This window comes from Bacillus sp. N5-665 (assembly GCF_022637375.2).
In the GTDB taxonomy this organism is placed as follows: Bacteria; Bacillota; Bacilli; order Bacillales; family Bacillaceae_G; genus Bacillus_A; species Bacillus_A wiedmannii.
Genome location: NZ_CP093325.1, coordinates 5,024,407 through 5,043,987, shown reverse-complemented (window position 1 = coordinate 5,043,987; position 19,581 = coordinate 5,024,407). Strand labels below are relative to the sequence as shown.

The following is a 19,581-nucleotide window of genomic DNA, read 5'->3' as shown; positions in this document are numbered from 1 at the left end:
TATATATGTTATTTACTGAAGAATTGCGTAACCATGTTGGTGAGCTAGTGCAAGTTGTGACAGCGGTTGAAATTGTTGCAGGTATTCTGTTATCTGTGACAGATGGGGCAGTAAGTGTTCGTACTTCTCCTTCTTATGGACCACCGGAAGATGTAGTTGTGCGTACTCCTATTATTGCTTATGTTCGCTTGGAAGGGTAAGAGTGATACAAATATGAGAGTATCAGTTGTTATTCCAGCGCATAATGAAGCGAGTACTTTATCACAAGTTTTAGTAGAAGTGGAGAAGCTCGAACCTTATGAAATTATCGTAGTTGATAATGGATCGACAGATGGGACAAAAGAAATAGCGTTACAACATCATTGCCATGTCATTTATTATCACTATTCTCTTGGCAATGATGTTGGACGGGCAATCGGAGCAAGAGAAGCGAAAGGTGACATTGTTTTGTTTTTAGATGGTGATATCGTCATTGATAACAAAGAGTTGCAACGTTTCATAAAAGGAATTCAGCAAGGCCACCAAATTGTTGTGAATAATTTAACATGGTCCGTTTATTTAAAAATGAGACCGCATTATACGACAGTTGGCAAATTTATGTTGAATCGTTATTTGAATAAAAAAGAGCTTGTTGTTGGATCTTTAATCGCAATTCCACATGCGATGAGTAGGGAAGTTATTCAGAAATTTGGTTGGTGGAATTTAGCAGATCCAGCACTGTTTCAAGCGCTGGCGATGTCTAGAGGAGTAGATATTGTCGATATGGCCTCGGTCGATGTTATTCATACAAATAAAGTGCGTCCTGTTCATACTGGTACATCACCCGGTTCGCCTTATCCGAAAGCGACTAGTCGTATTATGGGAGATCATTTACGTGCTTTGCAATACGCAATCGAAATATATGGTAAGCGTGGTGGTTTTTCGGAAGGAAATAGGGATAGAGGGTTTATAGGAAAGTATAAACCAGTTGTATTACAAAAGAAAAAAGCGAAATATAGTGCCATTATCCCAGTGTCAGAAGAGAAAATGACTATAAGATCTGTTATACAAGAAGTGAAAAAAGCAGGTGTAGATGAAATTATAGTTGTTGCGAATGGAGCTGATATTGAGACAATTAAACAAGCAAAGTTAGAGGATGTTATCGTTATTGAATTCGAGGAAGCTCTCGGGCATAATGTGGCCCGAGCGATAGGCGCTATGCATGCCACGGCCGATATTTGTTTATTTGTCGATGGTGATTTTGTTATTCCGGGAAAAAAACTAATTCCATTTTTACATGCTATTGAAGATGGGTATGATGTGGCATTAAATGATTTACAGTGTTTATTAGATATGTTTCATCCGGCAGATCCAATTAGCATGGGGAAATATTTTGTGAATTTAGTAGCGAAACGACCAGATTTATGGAATAACTCATTAACGGCAGTACCACATGCTATGCATAAAAAGGTAATAGAACAAATAGGATATGACTCTCTAGTTATTCCGCCATTAGCTCAAATGAAAGCTATTTTGGAGGGATTTTCTATTACAGCAGTAGAATTTGTGGATGTAATAAAAACAAATCGAGTACGTCCAGAGCAACATGGATTTGTAAATGGGCGTATTCCAGCATTTGACCGTATTTTCGGCGATCAACTTGAGGCAATTGCATATTTATTGCAATCCACAGATGAGCGCGGGAGTTTTACAGATGGAGAGCGGGATAGAAATATCATTCAACAATTGAGAAAGGAAGAAGAGAATACAGATGAATGTTAGTAGTACAGTTGCCATTATCGGATTAGGATATGTTGGCCTTCCTTTGGCAGTCCATTTTGCAGAGAGAGGACATACAGTACTTGGATTAGATAAAGATACTAGAAAAATAGAATCAATTATAAAAGGAGAAAGTTATATTCCGGATGTTTCTTCTAAATTGTTACAAAGTTTATTGGCTAAAAAAAAATTAATAGTAAATACACCGGATCAAGGTATTGCTGATTTTCAAAATAGTGATTATGTTATTGTCACTGTCCCGACTCCAATTAATGAACAAAGAGAACCAGACTTAAGTGCCCTCATTTCAGCTTCGCATTATATACAACAAAACCTTCAAAAAGGACAAACCTTCATTTTCGAAAGCTCCACATATCCAGGTACGCTCGAGGAAGTTATTATTCCGATTGTTTCTCAAGGCGGCCAAAAGGTAGGCGAAGATTTCTATATTGGATATTCTCCTGAGAGGATTGATCCAGCAAATAGTCAATATTCCGTTCAGGACATTCCAAAGGTTATTAGTGGACAAACTGAGCAGTGCAAACAAAAAGTACAGGATTTATATAGCACGATCTTCGATGTAGTCGTTCCTGTTAGCTCTCCAAAAGTAGCGGAAATGTGTAAGTTATTTGAAAATATTCAGCGCCTAGTCAATATTTCATTAGTAAATGAGTTAAACACACTATGTGAAAGTTTAGGAATTGATTTTTATGAGGCGCTTGAAGCTGCATCTACAAAACCGTTTGGATTTACCCCATATTGGCCAGGACCAGGAATAGGGGGACATTGTATTCCAGTAGATCCTTTATATTTCCAATGGAGAATAAAAAAGAATGGGACAATTAGTCAATTAATTGAAGCAGCACATGTGATTAATGAAGAAATGCCAGAGAAAATAGTCCGGAAAGTAAAAGGCATGGTGCAATCACCTGCATCAGTTTTAATTGTAGGAATTGCGTATAAGAAAGATGTAAATGATTTGAGAGAATCACCGGCTTTACCGATTATTGAATTGTTAATAAAAGAAGGATATGAGATAGAATATCACGATCCATATATTTCTTCTGCAAAATTTGGAGATAAGTTGTACCAATCTGTTTCTTTGGATGAACAAGTCATTAAACAAGCGAATTGTATTTTAATTTTAACTGATCACTCTAATATCGATTGGAAGCTTTTTAAAGGAATGAAGCGAGTAATAGATACACGTGGAATTATAAAGAAGGTGAGTGTATGAGTAAGAAATGTTTAATTACAGGTGGAGCAGGATTCATTGGATCGCATCTAGCCGAAGAATTGGTGAAAAGAGGAAATGAAGTCACGATTGTGGATAACTTCTATAAAGGAAAAAATAAATATCATGATGAGTTAATGAAAGAAATTCGGGTTATTCCAATAAGCGTTTTAGATAAAAATTCTATTTATGAATTAGTAAATCAACATGATGTAGTGTTTCATTTAGCAGCAATTTTAGGTGTGAAAACGACAATGGAAAAGAGTATAGAGCTTATTGAAACGAATTTTGATGGAACGAGAAACATTTTACAAGCAGCGCTAAAAGGAAAGAAGAAAGTAGTCTTTGCGTCTACTTCAGAAGTATATGGTAAGGCAAACCCACCCTTCTCTGAAGAGGGGGATCGATTATACGGGGCAACCTCTAAAATACGTTGGAGTTATGCAGTGTGTAAAACGTTAGAAGAAACATTATGTTTAGGCTACGCATTAGAAGGTTTACCGGTAACGATTGTTCGCTATTTTAATATTTATGGTCCAAGAGCGAAAGACGGTCCGTATGCAGGGGTAATCCCACGATTTATCAGTGCGGCCCTGCAAGGAGAAGACATTCTCGTATATGGAGATGGAAAGCAGACACGTTGCTTTACGTATGTAAGTGATGCGGTGGAGGCAACGATTCGGGCAATGGATGAGAAGGTAAATGGTGAGATTATTAATATAGGTTCTGAGAACGAAAAGAGTATAAAAGAAGTAGCAGAAGTAATTAAAAAGCTAACGAAATCTTCTTCAAAGATTGTCCAAGTTCCTTTCGAAGAGGTATACCCACATGGCTTTGAAGAAATTCCAAATAGAAGACCAGATGTAACGAAATTAAAAGAACTTGTGCAGTTTCAAGCGACAGTAACGTGGGAACAAGGATTGAAGGAAACTATTAAATGGTTTCGTGAAGAAAACAATGGCTAAGTCGCTTTCGGTTATTATACCTGTATGTAATGAAGCGGATACGATTTCAGACGTTATTCAATCGGTAAAAGGATTAAATCCAGTAGAGATTATTGTAGTAGCAAACGGTTGTAATGATGGTACAGAAGAGGTTGCTGATCGTTTAGGATGTAAAGTAATCAAGCATACAGAGCTACTAGGGAATGATGTTGGCCGTGCGGTTGGTGCAAAACATGCGATAGGTGATGTATTACTATTTATAGATGGAGATTTTGCTATTCAAACTTCAAAATTACAATTATTCCTGAATCCAATTTTACATGATCAAGCCGACATCGTTTTAAATAATTTGGACGCATTATTTTTAAAGAAACAAAAACCGCACTCCGTGACAGTATGGCGCCAAATATTAAATGCAATGTTAGAGCGTGAAGAGTTAAAAATTGATTCTTTATTATCTGTACCTCATGCGTTGACGAAAGAAGTTGTTCAATGCATTGGATATGAATGTTTCGTTAATCCTATTGTAGCTCATTTACGTCTAGTACAAAGCAAATGGAGAATTAGTCGTCATTGTGCAATTGATGTTATTACGCCGAATAAATTTCGGCCAACCGAGCATGCTGCGTATGGAACGGGTCTTTCTCAATCTGAAAAACGGATGATAGGTGATCATATAGAAGCTGTAGCGGAGCGAATAGTAGGCAGTGATGAGCGCGGAGGGTATTATGATGGAAATAGGAAAAGAGAGTGTGTCTATCATACTTTAAGTTTCGAAGATTTTTATCAAGGATGGGGCGTTACATCTAAGTTGTATAAAGGAAAGCAATTATCGGTCATTATTCCTGTACAAGATGAAGAGAAAACAATTGGAAACGTTATAGAAGAGCTTCGCAAAATTGAACCTTTTGAAATTATCGTTGTTGTAAATGGTTCGTCTGATAAAACAGCAACGATTGCAAAAGACAAGGGAGCAACAACAATTGTATATAAAGAAGCACTTGGTAACGATGTGGGGCGTTCACTTGGAACTTATTTCGCCAAAGGAGAAATTGTATTATTTATAGACGGTGATTTTGTTATTCCAGCTAGTGAGCTATATCCATTTGCAAAAGCTATTGCAGATGGAATGGATGTCGCATTAAATGATCTAAATCATTATTTAGATTTAAGAGTACCGCTTCATCTTGTAACTGCATTTAAATATGCATTAAATTTAGCTTGTGATAGAAAAGATTTAGGAGTAGGCTCTCTTATCGCTGTACCGAATGCGTTTAGCCGTAAGTGTTTGAAAGAAATCGGGTATAGATCTTTACTGTCACCTTGTGTAGCCCAAGTGAAAGCTATTCTGTCAGGATTCGAAATTGCGTGTGTAAGTCGTGTAGAGGTCGATAAGATGAACCGCATTCGTCCCAGTGAACATTTTGCAAAAATAGGTCATCCTCCAGCTGTTTTGCGAATTATAGGTGATCATATAGAAGGATTAGAGCAATTAATTGTATTAGAAGGCAGCCGTGGTGGATTCTATGATGGGAATAGAAAAAGAGATGTTTTAGAGTAGTAACAAAAAAGTGTACAACATATGTACACTTTTTTGTTCTGTTATAAAAACTATAACAGATTAGGAGATAAGAGTATTACAGCTCTACAATGGGTATTGTTCTTATATTACAAAATAGGACTCGTATATAAGGATACCAAAAAAATACAATTAAGGAAAGGGTTAATTATAAAGACTTTTAAGTGAAGTTAACACTATGCATATAGTAGTTTGCTCAACTTTTCACAAACATGTCACAACTATTTCGTTCACTTTAGCAAAAAAGTAGTATTCTAAGTGTGTAAGCTGTTATATAAAAAATCTTAGTCCTGTACTAATCAAAAATGGAGGAGATTAGGATGACTCAAGTATTAGAAAATGTTAAAAACGCATGGGAAAACTTTAAAGGTGAAAAATGGAAAGCAGAGATTGATGTTCGCGATTTCATTTTAAATAATGTAAACGTTTTCGAAGGAGACGAATCTTTCTTAGCGGGAGCAACTGAAGCAACGAAGCAACTTTGGGATCAAGTAATGGATTTAACAACGAAAGAACGTGAAAACGGTGGCGTTCTTGATATGGATACAAAAATTGTTTCTTCTATTACATCACATGAACCAGGATATTTAAATAAAGATATTGAAAAAGTAGTCGGTTTCCAAACTGAAAAACCATTTAAACGTTCTTTACAACCATATGGTGGTATTCGTATGGCGGAACAAGCTTGTGAATCTTATGGATACGAAATGGATAAAGAACTTAGCAGTATTTTCAGAGACTGGAGAAAAACTCATAATCAAGGTGTATTTGATGCATACACACCAGAAATGAAAGCGGCTCGTAAATCAGGTGTAATTACTGGTCTTCCAGATGCATACGGACGTGGACGTATTATCGGTGACTACCGACGCGTAGCATTATATGGTATTGATCATTTAATTGAAGTGAAAAAAGCTGATTTGAATTTAACTGGCGGTGTAATGAGCGAAGATACAATGCGTTTACGCGAAGAGTTATCTGAGCAAATGCGTGCACTTCAAGAGTTAAAACAAATGGCCGCTTCTCATGGCTTTGATATTTCTAAGCCTGCAACAAATACACAAGAAGCATTCCAATGGTTATACTTCGCATATCTTGCAGCAATTAAAGAGCAAAACGGAGCTGCAATGAGTCTTGGACGTACTTCTACATTCTTAGATATTTATATTGAAAGAGATTTAGCAAATGGTACTTTGACAGAAGAAGAAGTACAAGAAATTGTGGATCACTTCATTATGAAATTACGTCTTGTGAAATTTGCAAGAACACCTGATTATAATGAATTATTCTCTGGTGATCCAACTTGGGTAACTGAGTCTATCGGTGGTATGGCATTAGATGGTCGTGCATTAGTAACAAAGAACTCATTCCGTTTCTTGCATACATTAGATAATTTAGGACCAGCTCCAGAACCAAACTTAACAGTTCTTTGGTCTAAACAATTACCGCAGAACTTTAAAAACTACTGTGCAAAAATGTCTATTAAAACATCAGCAATTCAATATGAAAATGATGACATTATGCGTGCTGACTACGGCGATGACTACGGAATTGCTTGTTGTGTATCTGCAATGAGAATTGGTAAACAAATGCAATTCTTCGGCGCACGTGCAAACTTAGCAAAAGCATTACTATATGCGATTAACGGTGGCAAAGATGAAAAATCTAAAGCACAAGTTGGTCCTGAGTACGCACCTATTACTTCTGAAGTATTAGATTATAAAGAAGTTATGCATAAGTTTGATATGACAATGGAATGGTTAGCGGGTCTATATTTAAACACATTAAATGTTATTCATTACATGCATGATAAATATAGCTACGAACGTATTGAAATGGCACTTCATGATACAAATGTTCTTCGTACAATGGCAACAGGTATCGCGGGTCTATCTGTAGTAGCAGACTCTTTAAGTGCAATTAAACACGCAAAAGTAAAACCAATTCGTGATGAAAACGGTATTGCAGTTGACTTTGAAATCGAAGGAGATTTCCCTAAATACGGTAACAATGATGACCGTGTAGATGAAATCGCTGTAAATCTTGTAAAAACATTTATGAATAAACTTCGTAAACATAAAACATACAGAAATTCTGTTCATACAATGTCGATCTTAACAATCACATCTAATGTTGTATATGGTAAGAAAACTGGTAACACTCCAGATGGTCGCCGTACTGGAGAACCATTTGCACCAGGTGCGAACCCAATGCATGGCCGTGATACAAAAGGTGCATTAGCTTCATTATTATCTGTAGCTAAATTACCATATGAAGATGCACAAGATGGTATTTCTAATACATTCTCTATTATTCCAAAAGCACTTGGTAAAGAAGATGATGTACAAGTACGTAACTTAGTATCAATGCTTGATGGTTATGCAGTAAAAGAAGGCCATCACTTAAATATTAACGTATTTAATCGTGAAACATTAATGGATGCGATGGAACATCCTGAGAAATATCCACAATTAACAATTCGCGTATCTGGTTACGCTGTAAACTTTATTAAATTAACTCGTGAACAACAAATCGATGTAATTAATCGTACAATGCATGAAAGTATGTAAGTGAAAAAGTGTCCCTCTGCTTTTTATAAATAGCAGAGGGAGGCTGCTTCAATAAAGGAGGAAGTAACATGATAAAAGGAAGAATTCATTCTGTAGAGTCTTGTGGTACTGTTGATGGCCCAGGAATTCGTTATGTCATATTTACACAAGGGTGTTTATTACGTTGTCAATACTGTCATAATGCTGATACGTGGGAGATCGGTAAAGGAAAAGAAATAACAGTTGAAGAAGTTATGCAGGATGTGACATGTTACCTTCCTTTTATTGAAGCTTCTGGAGGCGGTATAACAGTTAGTGGTGGTGAACCATTATTACAGCTAGATTTCTTAATTGAATTATTTAAGAAATGTAAGGAAGTTGGAATCCATACAACAATTGATTCTTCGGGTGGTTGTTATTCTGAAGAACCAGAATTCCAAAATAAGCTAGATATTTTAATGGATTATACAGATTTAGTTTTATTGGATTTGAAACATATTGATTCAAAGAAACACCGTAAATTAACAGGGAAACCAAATGAACATATTTTACAATTTGCTCGTTATTTATCGGATAAAAATAAACCAATTTGGGTAAGACACGTATTAGTTCCTGGTGTTACGGATAATGAAGAGGATCTACAAAAATTATCTAGCTTTATTCAAAGCCTGTCTAATGTTCAGAAGGTTGAAGTGCTACCATATCATAAGCTTGGTGTATATAAATGGGAGGCACTTGGGCATAAGTATCCACTTGCGAATGTAGAACCACCTACTGAAAAAAATGTAGAGCAAGCAAGACATATTTTACAAGCAGTCTAATCCAAATATTGGATTAGGCTTTTTGCTTTCTTTACAATAAAACCTAGAGTATGTATATAGAAAAGAGTATACTGAAAATAGAATATCCATATTTTTGTAAGGAATAAGTGGAGAAATTTACATAATTGTAAAGGGAAATCAAAATAGTAAAAAGAATTAAGAAGTAAAAGAGTGAGTATCATGGAATAGAGAACATTTGTAAGTTATTGCGAAAGCTCTTATAGGAAAGTATAATGTAAAGATATGAGCACAGATAGGATTAAGGGGTCAATCTTATATGCTTTGCATATCCACGACAGGTACATAGCTGAAAGAGAAGTATTAGAATCTGTTTATGTAATTTTTAAGGAAAATGTTTTTCCTATTGTCGTATATGCAATATGGAGAAACAATAAGCTAGGAGTGGATTTGTTTGATAAAAAACCCCAAGGTTTTAATATTAACTGCACATTACGGTAATGGTCATGTGCAAGTAGCGAAAACATTAGAACAAACATTTCGCCAAAAAGGAATTAAAGATGTAATTGTATGCGATTTGTTCGGAGAATCACATCCAGTTATAACCGATATTACAAAATATTTATATTTAAAAAGTTATACAATAGGAAAAGAATTATACCGCTTGTTTTATTATGGCGTAGAAAAAATTTATGATAAAAAAATAGCATCTTGGTATGCGAACTTTGGAAGAAAACGTTTGAAATTACTTTTACAAGCAGAGAAACCGGATATTGTTATTAATACTTTTCCGATCATAGCTGTACCAGAGTTAAAAAAGCAAACAGGTATTTCAATTCCTGTGTATAACGTATTAACTGATTTTTGTGTGCACAAAATATGGATTCATCGGGAAGTAGATCGTTATTTTGTAGCAACTGATCACGTAAAAAAAATTATGATTGATATTGGTGTGCCCGCGGAGCAAATTGTTGAAACTGGAATTCCGATTCGTAGTAGTTTTGAGCTGAAGATCAATCCAGACATTATATATAATAAATATCAATTATGTAAGAATAAAAAGATTTTACTAATTGTAGCAGGTGCTCATGGGGTATTAGGAAGTGTAAAAGAACTATGCCAATCATTTATGTCAGTACCTGATTTACAAGTAGTTGTCGTTTGTGGAAAAAATGAAGCGTTAAAACAGGATTTATTAGGGGTTCAGGAAAAAAATCCTGATGCATTAAAAGTATTTGGTTATGTTGAAAATATCGATGAATTATTCCGTGTTACTTCTTGTATGATTACGAAGCCGGGCGGTATTACGTTAAGTGAAGCGGCAGCATTGCAAGTACCTGTCATTTTATATAAGCCTGTTCCAGGACAAGAAAATGAAAATGCGCTGTACTTTGAAAGAAAAGGAGCTGCAGTTGTCATTCGTGATGATAGTGAGGTTTTTGCAAAGACAGAGGCGTTATTACAAGATGATATGAAGCTTCTTCAAATGAAAGAAGCGATGAAAAGCATTTATCGTCCGGAGCCAGCTGGTCATATTGTGGATACAATTTTGACAGAAAATCATGTAGAACCGAATCATATACCTATTAAATCACCTGCTCTTGCACAATTATTTACTTAATATGAAACCCTCTTTTATATGTTTAAAGAGGGTTCTTTATTGTTTTATAAGATAAAGTGGTAACTTATCCACATGAAGATTACGTTTTCATTAAACAGTAAAGTCGAAATATTAACAACTATATCCACATTGTCCACAATTTTTAGAAAACTATCCACAATTCTAACATTTACTATGCGTTACAATATATAAATTTGTGAAGGGTTTGTTGAATTTATTCACAATTCTATAAATTGTGTGGATAACGTTATCCACACAAAAAAGGTTCCTTATTTATAAGGAACCTTTTTGTCTATTCTATCACGTAGAAAAAATATGTAATGAGAATGAATAATTAGGGGGGAAAACGTCTAATTATTCATTCTCACTTTAAATACTTTTCGAGCGATAACCCGCTGCGCGATCTGCTTTGCGAAATTCTCGTTGGTAGAGAACTTCTTGTGTACTAGATAATGTGTTTTTTGCTTTGTCACGTTTCTTTTTATCCATTACAAATCACCTCGTGTCCTAAAGTCACTATCTATCGTTTCCAAAGACATGGGGTGATATACGTATATGGCAAAATGTTAATGATTAATTATTTTTTCTAAAAATTTAGATTACGCTTCTTTTAATTGGTGAGCATCTTGGAACGTTGTATCTCGCATTGTAGCAAGTGTATATTGATCTTTTGGGATTTCATATAAGTTATATACTTCTTCATTTGCGTTAATTTCATCATAAACGGCTTTTCTTGTTTCGTTTGCTAGATTTACATATTGTAGTTTTTCGGCAGCTTTAATAGAACGAATATTTATTTTACGAATACGCATAAAGATTGTTTCAATATCTAATTCATAGAAAAGTTCACTAAAAAATGAATCTTTCGCCAATTTATTATAGCCTTTTCCATGATAGGGTTTGCCAAGCCATGTTCCGAGAAATCCGGCTTTTTCTTGCACATCAAATAAAGTAATTGTTCCGATAGGGTTACCCCATTCATCTAAAATTGTGCGTGAAATTAATTCCCCACGCTCTTCAGCTTCAATCGTTTGTTTCGTTAAAAATAAATACTCCTCATAAGAATAAGCCTTTTGACGCACAAAAGGGAAGACAGCTGGGTCCACCATTAACTCGTATAGAACGTGGCTGTCGTGTAAGTCGCGTTTTTTCAACATACTAACTCCTCCTCACACGAGGGTAGCATGACGAAAAAACACCCCACCCTCGAAATTTTTATATCAATCTTTAAAAAATTTCGGGGTGGGAATCGAACCCACTAGAACCAGTTTCTAACGCTGGTGGCGCACCATTTGCCTTCCCCATTCATCAATTTGAAAATGATAATCACGACACAAATTGATTATGGTTTCATTCAGTTTATAATCGTATAATACTTTATCTAGTCAAAAAAATAAACTAGTTTTTTTTATTTTTTTTGTAAATTATTTTTCCGTCAATCATGGTTAGTACAGGCTTGGCTAAATAATGGAAAGGATGATGAGTCCATAACACGAGATCAGCGTCTTTTCCAACCTCAATGCTTCCAATTCTATCCTCTAAACGTAAATTTCGTGCTGGAAATATAGTGATTCCTTCTAGTGCAGTTTTTTCGTCTAATCCTTCTCTTACTGCGACAGCAGCACAAACATTTAAATATTGAATTGGTGTATAAGGGTGATCTGTTGTTATAGAAACTTCCACTCCATTTTTCGATAATATATGGTAAGTATCCCATGTTTTGTTTTTAAGTTCGATTTTAGAACGGCGTGTAAGAGTGGGGCCAACTGAAACCTTCAAATTGTGTTTCGAAAGCTCTTCAACAATAAAGTGTCCTTCTGTACAATGTTCAATACGTAAATCGAGATTGAACTCTGTTGCAAAGCGTAGAGCAGAACTAATATCATCTGCTCGGTGAGCGTGGATACGTACGGGTATTTCGCGGCGTAATGCTTTTAAGATAGGAAGCATTCGAAAATCAGCTTCATGCCCGTAGTGCTGTGCTTCATAGAATGATTCCCGAAGTAACCCCATAATTCCCATACGTGTTATGGATTCTTTTGTTCCATTACTATGGACCTTTTTAGGATTTTCTCCAAAGGCAATCTTTAAGCCGGCAGGTTCTTGAATAATCATATGATCAATGCAAGTTCCAGCTGTTTTTATTACACAAGTCGTACCGCCGATAATGTTTTGACTTCCTGGCATAACGTGAACAGTTGTGATTCCGTTTTGTACAGCATCTTGAAATGCAATATCAAAAGGGTGGATTCCGTCCAAAGAACGGATATGTGGTGTTGAAACTTCAGATGTTTCATTTGCATCATTGCCAGCCCAACCAGTACCTTCATCATAGAGACCAAGATGAGTATGGACATCAATAAATCCAGGTAAAAGATGAAGTGCACGAGCGTCTATAACTGTCATATCTTGAGTGGGTTGAATGGAAGGCTTGACCTCGGCAATTCTTTCTCCTATAACGAGTACATCCCCTTGAAATTTTTGGGATGTAATAGGATAGACAATGGCTTGTTTGAGCAATATTTTCATAGGTACCTCATTTCTGTTACTTTACAATGTTAATGGAATTTAAGGGAAAGTAACTGAAAGGTTATTTGTGTAATAATGCTCCGGATTCTAGAAAATGAAAGTTTTGAAAGGGGGCCCTGTAAAACTGTGTTTTAGAAGTACTACATTGTATGCGAAAGTACATTTTGTAATGCATGGTCTATTGCCGGAAATGTGTATTGATACCCATGTTCAATTGCTTTACTAGGTAATACATGTTGTCCTTCGAGTACAAGTATGCTCATCTCACCCAATAAAGTGTGAAGCATAAATGAAGGGACAGGTAACCAATGAGGTTTTTTCATTATAGTTGCAATGGTTTCTCCAAATTCCTTCATTTTTATAGGTAGGGGAGCTGTGATGTTAAAAGGGCCATCAATTTCTTCTTTGTGTATGATGAAATCAATTAGGCGAACGACATCGTCTATATGAATCCATGATAACCATTGGTTTCCAGATCCAATTGTACCTCCAATATAGAATTGATAGGGGAGTAGCATTTTGGGAAGAGCTCCTCCGTCTGCGCCTAATACAACTCCAAGTCTTGCGTAGATTGTTCGCATTCCAAGAGAACGTGCTTTAGATGCTTCTTGTTCCCATGAATATACTGTATTTGCTAAAAAGTCATTTCCAGGAATCTCATGCTGTTCTGTAAAAGACTCAGTTTCAGACGTTCCATAGTATCCAATAGCACTTGCGTTAATAAATGTATTTGGCTTTGTACCAAGTGTTTGTAATTGTTTAATGAGTCCTTTTGTTGTTTGAATTCTACTGTTTAAAATGGATTCCTTTTGTTTCTTTGTCCATCTACTATTAATAGACTCTCCAGCTAGATTAATAACTACATCGATAGAAGAGAGGGGGAAGGTTTGTAAATCTGGTGTCCATTGTACATACTGAAGGTTAGGGTGGGAAGTTTCAGTAGTTTTGTTTCGAGTAAGAATGTGAACATTATATCCTTTTTGAATAAAAAAAGTAGAAAGGTATTTACCGATAAAGCCGGTACCACCAGAAATTGCGATTCTCACAATTATTTCCTCCTCATTATATATATTCTTGAAAAGCAAAAACGTTCCTTGACTATGTTAAAATAATAGAGAGGTGAGAGTATGGCTGTCATTACAAAAATAGAAGTGCAAAAACGATCGAAAGAACGGTTTAATATTTATATTGATAAAGGTCAAGGTGAAGAATACGGATTTAGTGTGGATCAAGTAATCTTAATGAAACATGGATTACAAAAAGGGTTAGAAATTGATGAACAAGCGTTAGGAAATATTTTATACAATGAAGAGGTACAAAAAGCATATTTACAAGCAATTTCCTATCTATCCTATCAAATGAGAACAAAAAAAGAAGTAGAAGACTATTTACGAAAAAAAGAAGTGGGACAGGCCGTCATCTCTGAAGTCGTTTCGAAATTATTACATGATCGATATATTAATGATAAAGAGTACGCTGTTTTATATACGCGAACGCAAAGTAATGTGAATCGAAAGGGTCCAACTGTTATTAAAAGAGAGTTATTAAATAAAGGTGTTCAGGATCTAATCATTACACATAGTTTACAAGAATATCCGAAGGAAAAGCAAATTGAGAATGCTTTACTTCTTATAGAAAAGAAGAAAAGGTCTTATCAAAAGCATTCCTTTTTACAAATGAAGCTAAAGTTAGACGAAATGCTTGTTCGTAAAGGATATTCTAGAGATGTAATTCAAATTTGTTTGGAAGAATTGAAAGACGAAAAAGATGACGAACAGCAACAAGAAGCGTTACACTATCATGGGAATAAATATTATGAGAAATATAAGAAGTATGATGGATGGACATTCGAAAATAAGATGAAACAAGCGTTATATCGCAAAGGGTTCTCTATTGATGAGATAGAGATATTTTTGCAGATGAAACGTGAAGAGGGATGAGGGGAATAAGATGAATATGCCAAAACGCTACAGTGAAATGACACCACATGAGCTAAGGGAAGAAATTGGGGTTTTGAAAGAGCAAGCAATAAAGGCAGAGCAGCTTGGTATTGTAAATGAGTTCGATGTATTAATGCGAAAGATGGCAATGGCTCGTGCTTATATGACTGATATAAACAAATTTCATATTGGTGAGACATATGAATTAGTAGAAGAACCTGGTATATTATTTGAAATTACGTATTTCAACGGGGTATTTGCTTGGGGACATAAGCAAAATGATAATGAAGAGATTGGAATACCGATTTCTTTATTGCAAGAAAAATGAAAACCAGAGAGCGAATATCTCTCTGGTTTTCATTTTTGGTAGGCGTTACAGGAGATAGGAGATTCTAAAATTGGCGTTTTTTACATTCATTCGCCAGTATAATGAGAGACTGGGTTTGTTGCGTCTGTCCGTTAACTTGCGCTTTTGCATGTTTCGGACGAGTCCACGTATGGTTAAATAATTCAGAACGACTATCTAAGCGATCACGGTAGCTCATCTTTATCACCTCGTGTAGGAAGTTAATTTTTTAGGTTGTACCTGTACTATTCTTCCTGCTGATTTGCAGCACGCATACGTTCTTGTGGGTGCGTGTTAATTGTGCCGTTAGGTCGTTTCGAAGCGAAGCGTGATTTCGCTTTCGGCTGACCATCGATTTTGCTGTTGTTTTTTGACTCAGACCAAAATTCGGCTTGTTTACCCATTGCGAACGCCCTCCTCATCATCAGTTGATACCTCTTTAAGAAGTATCACTTATAGAATGTGCAAAATAGAAGAAACTATCCTTTAGAAATTAAGGGAATAAATAGGTAAAAGGAGAATAGAACATGAATGATATTCACGAAACATTAACAAAAGAACTATTAGACAAAAATGACAAACTTTCTTACGCACAAGCTCGTGCGTGGGTTGAATTATTGTGGGAAGACTTTCAAACAACTTATGCTAAATCAGGTCGTTATCAAGGTGATGAAATGACTGAACAAGTGGTACGAACATGGATTAATAATCATGGAGGTCGCCTTCATGAAATGCGTACAAATAATCCGAAATATAGCCATTTAATCAATCAAGAAGATCATTTGAAACATTAAAAAAAGCGACTTAAGTCGCTTTTTTTAATGTGGAAGTAATTCCAGTTTTTTTCGAAGTTTTTCTTCACTAAAAATCCATCCTGTATAGGAACTAATAATATTTAAATTGTGGTCGAGTTGAACGATTGCAACGAATGGATAATAATCTTTACTGCGATAGCGCAAATCAATGAAGCGAACTTCGTAATAATGATCATAATCGAAAATGTCCCAGCGATATACAGGGGAGAAAGATAGAAATGCTGAGATGTTTTCATCTTGTTTAGCTGCGCGCATAATAGCATTATCTGGGAACGGTATCCGTTCGAACTTATCATAGACCATGATGTTACCACGATGCCATCTAGCAACGTAGTAATAATCAGTTGTAACGATTGCTAAATGATAATGATAAAATCTGTAAGAAGGAGAAATGATTATCTTCTCCACGTGATTGAAACGTTTATATACGACGCTACGTATGTTTCTATGCATCATAATCCGTCCGATATAGTAAACAATCATCAATATATACGCTGCTAAAGCAGTATACCCTTTATGGGAACCTACGAGCATACAAGCAATCGCGAGTAGGTGGATAAAGAAAATGACGGTATCAAATGTATTAATGATGCCGAGTGCTACCCATTTTTTTGTGAAGGGCCGTAATGCCTGTGTACCGTAGGCGTTGAAAATATCTACAAAGACATGAAGAAAGACGGCAATAAATGACCAAAGTAGTAGATGCAAATATGGAGCGTCTGAAAAGAAGGCGAAAGAGATACCACTTATAAGGAATGACCAAAGAATCACTGCAGGAATGGAATGAGTAATCCCGCGATGATTTCTTATATATTTAGCGTTATTACGCAATTTTAAAACTGTATCGATGTCAGGAATATTGGAACCGGCAATTGTAGCAAGCATAACTGCTTGTGGTCCAATATCACTTTGTGCTATGGCTGGATCTAACGTTGCCAAACTGCCTAGAGTAACGCCCATAACAAGGTGAGTGGCTGTGTCCATAGAAATCCACCTCCGTTTTTTATTAATGTAACTCTTTTTATTCGATACCTCAAGTCCTTTGCCTTCTATTTCCTATGTCATCTTACTTAAATTTTTTCCTAAAATCTTTATAATAGTACTTATATGCAAAAAAATGAGGGGGATCAAGTTTGACACTTGAAATATTAAATAATTTTAACATAGAGCAGTTTCAAAATGATTTAATTGATTGGTTTGAAGAAGAGCAACGCGACTTACCGTGGCGTAAAAATAAAGATCCATACCGCGTTTGGGTTTCGGAAATTATGTTGCAGCAAACGAGGGTAGAAGCTGTAAAACCATATTACGCGAATTTTATGGGGAAGTTTCCTACTCTAGAATCTTTGGCAAATGCTGGTGATGAAGAAGTGTTAAAAGCATGGGAAGGTTTAGGATATTATTCTAGAGCACGAAATTTACATGCGGCTGTAAAAGAAGTGAAAGAAGTATACGGCGGGATAGTACCGAGTGATGTAAAGAAAATTGAAAAATTAAAAGGAGTTGGCCCGTATACAAAAGGTGCTATTTTAAGTATCGCATATGGTATACCAGAGCCGGCAGTTGACGGAAATGTTATGCGTGTATTATCTCGCATTTTATCAGTATGGGATGACATTGCAAAACCGAAAACTAGAAAAGTGTTTGAAGAGATTGTACGTGAAATTATTTCGGCTGAAAATCCATCTTATTTTAATCAAGGTTTGATGGAATTAGGTGCACTAATTTGTATTCCAAAAAATCCATCTTGCTTACTTTGTCCTGTACGTGAACATTGCCGAGGATATGCTGAAGGTGTTCAAAAGGAATTACCAGTAAAAAGTAAAGCTAAGGCTCCTACAATGGTACCGATTGTTGCAGGGGTACTTCAAACTGAAGATGGTCGTTACGTCATTAATAAACGTCCAAGTACCGGGTTATTAGCTAACATGTGGGAGTTTCCGAATGCTGAACTTGGCGAAGGGATTCGGAATCAGAAAGAGCAGCTTACAGATTATATGAAGGAAAAATTTGAGCTCTCGATTTCTATTGAAGAATACGCAATGAATGTACAACATACATTTACTCATCGTACTTGGGATATATTTGTATTTTACGGAAAAGTAACCGGTGATATTGTTGAAACAGATACATTGAAATTTGTATCGAAAGAAGCTTTTGAACAGTTACCTTTCTCTAAATCGCATCGTACGATTTATGAGAGTTGTGTTGAGAAAATTACAATGCAATAAACAAAAAAAGTGTTCCCTAGATTGGGAACACTTTTTTAATCGTAAGAAATTTTTGTCCCATGAGTCCAACTAGCATCACCTTCTTGTAAGCCACCTCTTGATTCAATTTCTACTACAATTTCTTTATAGATACTTTGACCTTCTGCATTTAAATACGGCAAAATCTGTTGTAATGAGTGATGAAAATAAGCTAATTCATCTTCTTTCCATTCATTTTTGGAAATCATCGTTAGTTCGGTCATATCGCGTCCTATATACATACTACCACCTCCATTTCCTATAGTTTGAATGAGTAATAAGAGATATATGCGAAATTTTTTCAAAAGAAAATTACGGATAACTTCTAAGTGAATTGGTTACATTATTGGTTGTGGAGGTGAGAAAGATGAGTAAAAAACAACAAGGTTATAACAAAGCAACTTCGGGTGCTAGCATTCAAAGTACAAATGCTAGTTATGGTACAGAGTTCGCGACTGAAACAAATGCACAAGCAGTAAAACAAGCAAACGCACAATCAGAAGCAAAGAAAGCACAAGCTTCTGGTGCACAAAGTGCAAACGCTAGTTATGGTACAGAATTTGCAACTGAAACAGATGTGCATGCTGTGAAAAAACAAAATGCACAATCAGCTGCAAAACAATCACAATCTTCTAGTTCAAACGAGTAATGAAAGAAAAACACTTCTCCATTTCGAGAGAAGTGTTTTCTTTGTGTGCGGGTCATTGTAATGAAAAGAAAGCGAACGACATAACTTCTAATAAGTCAACAAATGTAGTCAAAGGAGAAGGAAGTTAAAGATTAGAAATATGTAATTAGGAATAATAACTGATGAATAAATCTAAAAGGGGGTAAGTAATGAACGATTTTGATAAGTTGGTAGGAGAGCAATTGGAAACGATGGATGAGTTGTTAAAGTTACAAGCTCATCTAGAGAAATATCAGCAAATTGAAATCAGCGAAAAGGATACGTGCGATAAAAAGGAATTACATTTTATCCGCCAAGAAATATATAGAACAGAATTAGCGTTAAAACTGTTACATGAGAAATTTGAAGAGCAAACAAATAGTGTGATTCAATCTTTTGAAACTGAAAAAATGATTTCGAATTTAGGGTAAGGCATATTGTTACCTTCCGGTGAAAGGCCCTTCTTTAGATAGAAATAAGGAAGGGCTTTTTCTATTCCCATTTCCTCGTTTGTAAATCATTCAGCGAAGGCCCCGTCTCCTAAGAAGATTAGGGATATAGTATTCGGTGT

22 protein-coding genes are annotated in these 19,581 nt (G+C 35.7%); 14 read left to right on the top strand and 8 right to left on the bottom strand.

All coding sequences use genetic code 11. The annotated features are described in order from the left end of the window. Positions 1-5: 5 nt before the first annotated feature. From MNO09_RS28485 to MNO09_RS28450, 8 genes are all read left to right on the top strand, one after another. Positions 6-200: a hypothetical protein gene (locus MNO09_RS28485; RefSeq protein ID WP_000899482.1), complete on the top strand. Its 195-nt coding sequence runs from the start codon at positions 6-8 to the stop codon at positions 198-200. 13 nt (positions 201-213) lie between these two features. After that, positions 214-1,761 carry a glycosyltransferase family 2 protein gene (locus tag MNO09_RS28480; RefSeq protein WP_001266448.1) on the top strand — a complete coding sequence of 516 codons (1,548 nt, stop codon included), beginning with the start codon at positions 214-216 and terminating at the stop codon, positions 1,759-1,761. After that, positions 1,751-2,995, top strand: coding sequence for a nucleotide sugar dehydrogenase (locus MNO09_RS28475; RefSeq protein ID WP_001103212.1), 1,245 nt, complete (start codon positions 1,751-1,753; stop codon positions 2,993-2,995). The genes MNO09_RS28480 and MNO09_RS28475 overlap by 11 nt, the downstream gene beginning before the upstream one ends. Next, entirely contained in the window at positions 2,992-3,957 is a 966-nt protein-coding gene (locus MNO09_RS28470) for a UDP-N-acetyl-alpha-D-glucosaminuronate decarboxylase (RefSeq protein WP_000037030.1), read from the top strand. Before MNO09_RS28475 ends, MNO09_RS28470 begins: the two co-directional genes overlap by 4 nt. After that, positions 3,950-5,497, top strand: a complete 1,548-nt coding sequence (locus MNO09_RS28465; RefSeq protein ID WP_140399202.1) for a glycosyltransferase family 2 protein — start codon at positions 3,950-3,952, stop codon at positions 5,495-5,497. The genes MNO09_RS28470 and MNO09_RS28465 overlap by 8 nt, the downstream gene beginning before the upstream one ends. Before the next feature lie 338 nt (positions 5,498-5,835). Next, positions 5,836-8,085, top strand: a complete 2,250-nt coding sequence (gene pflB, locus MNO09_RS28460; protein WP_000195478.1) for a formate C-acetyltransferase — start codon at positions 5,836-5,838, stop codon at positions 8,083-8,085. 68 nt (positions 8,086-8,153) lie between these two features. Further along, positions 8,154-8,885 carry a pyruvate formate-lyase-activating protein gene (gene pflA, locus MNO09_RS28455; protein ID WP_000589742.1) on the top strand — a complete coding sequence of 244 codons (732 nt, stop codon included), beginning with the start codon at positions 8,154-8,156 and terminating at the stop codon, positions 8,883-8,885. Positions 8,886-9,297: 412 nt separating this feature from the next. Next, positions 9,298-10,464: a diglucosyl diacylglycerol synthase gene (locus MNO09_RS28450; protein ID WP_000594704.1), complete on the top strand. Its 1,167-nt coding sequence runs from the start codon at positions 9,298-9,300 to the stop codon at positions 10,462-10,464. A 369-nt stretch (positions 10,465-10,833) separates the two neighbouring features. Here MNO09_RS28450 and MNO09_RS28445 read toward each other — a convergent pair whose 3' ends face one another. The 4 genes from MNO09_RS28445 to MNO09_RS28430 all read right to left on the bottom strand — a co-directional run bounded on the left by MNO09_RS28445 (position 10,834) and on the right by MNO09_RS28430 (position 14,039). Continuing rightward, a complete protein-coding gene (locus MNO09_RS28445; protein WP_000358484.1) occupies positions 10,834-10,953 on the bottom strand; it encodes a YfhE family protein in 120 nt (39 codons plus the stop codon). Positions 10,954-11,063: 110 nt separating this feature from the next. Next, entirely contained in the window at positions 11,064-11,621 is a 558-nt protein-coding gene (locus MNO09_RS28440; RefSeq protein WP_000914737.1) for a GNAT family N-acetyltransferase, read from the bottom strand. A 241-nt stretch (positions 11,622-11,862) separates the two neighbouring features. Continuing rightward, a complete protein-coding gene (locus tag MNO09_RS28435; RefSeq protein ID WP_000698308.1) occupies positions 11,863-12,993 on the bottom strand; it encodes an amidohydrolase in 1,131 nt (376 codons plus the stop codon). A 140-nt stretch (positions 12,994-13,133) separates the two neighbouring features. Continuing rightward, positions 13,134-14,039, bottom strand: coding sequence for a TIGR01777 family oxidoreductase (locus MNO09_RS28430; RefSeq protein WP_070169382.1), 906 nt, complete (start codon positions 14,037-14,039; stop codon positions 13,134-13,136). Between the two features lie 81 nt (positions 14,040-14,120). Between MNO09_RS28430 and recX the strand changes: the two genes are divergently transcribed. Both recX and MNO09_RS28420 read left to right on the top strand, forming a co-directional pair. Further along, the gene (recX, locus tag MNO09_RS28425; protein WP_000268514.1) at positions 14,121-14,933 is read left to right on the top strand and encodes a recombination regulator RecX; all 813 of its coding nucleotides are present in this window, start codon (positions 14,121-14,123) and stop codon (positions 14,931-14,933) included. A 10-nt stretch (positions 14,934-14,943) separates the two neighbouring features. Beyond that, positions 14,944-15,261 carry a YfhH family protein gene (locus MNO09_RS28420; RefSeq protein WP_001057030.1) on the top strand — a complete coding sequence of 106 codons (318 nt, stop codon included), beginning with the start codon at positions 14,944-14,946 and terminating at the stop codon, positions 15,259-15,261. Between the two features lie 64 nt (positions 15,262-15,325). On the opposite strand, the gene MNO09_RS28415 is transcribed toward MNO09_RS28420, so the two are convergent. Together MNO09_RS28415 and MNO09_RS28410 are read right to left on the bottom strand one after the other, a co-directional pair. Further along, entirely contained in the window at positions 15,326-15,478 is a 153-nt protein-coding gene (locus MNO09_RS28415) for a YpzG family protein (protein WP_000122093.1), read from the bottom strand. A 46-nt stretch (positions 15,479-15,524) separates the two neighbouring features. Further along, positions 15,525-15,683 carry a small, acid-soluble spore protein K gene (locus MNO09_RS28410; RefSeq protein WP_000517891.1) on the bottom strand — a complete coding sequence of 53 codons (159 nt, stop codon included), beginning with the start codon at positions 15,681-15,683 and terminating at the stop codon, positions 15,525-15,527. Between the two features lie 123 nt (positions 15,684-15,806). On the opposite strand from MNO09_RS28410, the gene MNO09_RS28405 reads away from it, so the two are divergent. Continuing rightward, positions 15,807-16,073 carry a YfhJ family protein gene (locus MNO09_RS28405; RefSeq protein WP_000997857.1) on the top strand — a complete coding sequence of 89 codons (267 nt, stop codon included), beginning with the start codon at positions 15,807-15,809 and terminating at the stop codon, positions 16,071-16,073. Between the two features lie 24 nt (positions 16,074-16,097). Here the strand turns inward: MNO09_RS28405 and MNO09_RS28400 are convergent, their stop codons facing one another. Beyond that, positions 16,098-17,078: a metal-dependent hydrolase gene (locus MNO09_RS28400; RefSeq protein WP_070169383.1), complete on the bottom strand. Its 981-nt coding sequence runs from the start codon at positions 17,076-17,078 to the stop codon at positions 16,098-16,100. A 149-nt stretch (positions 17,079-17,227) separates the two neighbouring features. On the opposite strand from MNO09_RS28400, the gene mutY reads away from it, so the two are divergent. After that, entirely contained in the window at positions 17,228-18,325 is a 1,098-nt protein-coding gene (gene mutY, locus MNO09_RS28395) for an A/G-specific adenine glycosylase (protein WP_000171389.1), read from the top strand. A 35-nt stretch (positions 18,326-18,360) separates the two neighbouring features. On the opposite strand, the gene yfhS is transcribed toward mutY, so the two are convergent. Beyond that, positions 18,361-18,585 carry a mother cell protein YfhS gene (gene yfhS, locus MNO09_RS28390; protein ID WP_000275433.1) on the bottom strand — a complete coding sequence of 75 codons (225 nt, stop codon included), beginning with the start codon at positions 18,583-18,585 and terminating at the stop codon, positions 18,361-18,363. Between the two features lie 125 nt (positions 18,586-18,710). Between yfhS and MNO09_RS28385 the strand changes: the two genes are divergently transcribed. Both MNO09_RS28385 and MNO09_RS28380 read left to right on the top strand, forming a co-directional pair. Continuing rightward, positions 18,711-18,992 carry a gamma-type small acid-soluble spore protein gene (locus MNO09_RS28385; RefSeq protein ID WP_000039032.1) on the top strand — a complete coding sequence of 94 codons (282 nt, stop codon included), beginning with the start codon at positions 18,711-18,713 and terminating at the stop codon, positions 18,990-18,992. A gap of 188 nt (positions 18,993-19,180) precedes the next feature. Continuing rightward, positions 19,181-19,441, top strand: a complete 261-nt coding sequence (locus MNO09_RS28380; protein WP_000997573.1) for a YgaB family protein — start codon at positions 19,181-19,183, stop codon at positions 19,439-19,441. Positions 19,442-19,581: the final 140 nt, after the last annotated feature.

Coding starts and splice junctions, on each gene's coding strand:
- MNO09_RS28405 (WP_000997857.1), top strand. CDS start 15,807: ATGAATGATATTCACGAAACATTAACAAAAGAACTATTAGACAAAAAT.
- pflA (WP_000589742.1), top strand. CDS start 8,154: ATGATAAAAGGAAGAATTCATTCTGTAGAGTCTTGTGGTACTGTTGAT.
- MNO09_RS28385 (WP_000039032.1), top strand. CDS start 18,711: ATGAGTAAAAAACAACAAGGTTATAACAAAGCAACTTCGGGTGCTAGC.
- MNO09_RS28465 (WP_140399202.1), top strand. CDS start 3,950: ATGGCTAAGTCGCTTTCGGTTATTATACCTGTATGTAATGAAGCGGAT.
- MNO09_RS28475 (WP_001103212.1), top strand. CDS start 1,751: ATGAATGTTAGTAGTACAGTTGCCATTATCGGATTAGGATATGTTGGC.
- MNO09_RS28440 (WP_000914737.1), bottom strand. CDS start 11,621: ATGTTGAAAAAACGCGACTTACACGACAGCCACGTTCTATACGAGTTA.
- MNO09_RS28410 (WP_000517891.1), bottom strand. CDS start 15,683: ATGGGTAAACAAGCCGAATTTTGGTCTGAGTCAAAAAACAACAGCAAA.
- recX (WP_000268514.1), top strand. CDS start 14,121: ATGGCTGTCATTACAAAAATAGAAGTGCAAAAACGATCGAAAGAACGG.
- MNO09_RS28415 (WP_000122093.1), bottom strand. CDS start 15,478: ATGAGCTACCGTGATCGCTTAGATAGTCGTTCTGAATTATTTAACCAT.
- MNO09_RS28480 (WP_001266448.1), top strand. CDS start 214: ATGAGAGTATCAGTTGTTATTCCAGCGCATAATGAAGCGAGTACTTTA.
- MNO09_RS28400 (WP_070169383.1), bottom strand. CDS start 17,078: ATGGACACAGCCACTCACCTTGTTATGGGCGTTACTCTAGGCAGTTTG.
- MNO09_RS28420 (WP_001057030.1), top strand. CDS start 14,944: ATGAATATGCCAAAACGCTACAGTGAAATGACACCACATGAGCTAAGG.
- yfhS (WP_000275433.1), bottom strand. CDS start 18,585: ATGTATATAGGACGCGATATGACCGAACTAACGATGATTTCCAAAAAT.
- MNO09_RS28435 (WP_000698308.1), bottom strand. CDS start 12,993: ATGAAAATATTGCTCAAACAAGCCATTGTCTATCCTATTACATCCCAA.
- MNO09_RS28470 (WP_000037030.1), top strand. CDS start 2,992: ATGAGTAAGAAATGTTTAATTACAGGTGGAGCAGGATTCATTGGATCG.
- MNO09_RS28380 (WP_000997573.1), top strand. CDS start 19,181: ATGAACGATTTTGATAAGTTGGTAGGAGAGCAATTGGAAACGATGGAT.
- pflB (WP_000195478.1), top strand. CDS start 5,836: ATGACTCAAGTATTAGAAAATGTTAAAAACGCATGGGAAAACTTTAAA.
- MNO09_RS28485 (WP_000899482.1), top strand. CDS start 6: ATGTTATTTACTGAAGAATTGCGTAACCATGTTGGTGAGCTAGTGCAA.
- MNO09_RS28445 (WP_000358484.1), bottom strand. CDS start 10,953: ATGGATAAAAAGAAACGTGACAAAGCAAAAAACACATTATCTAGTACA.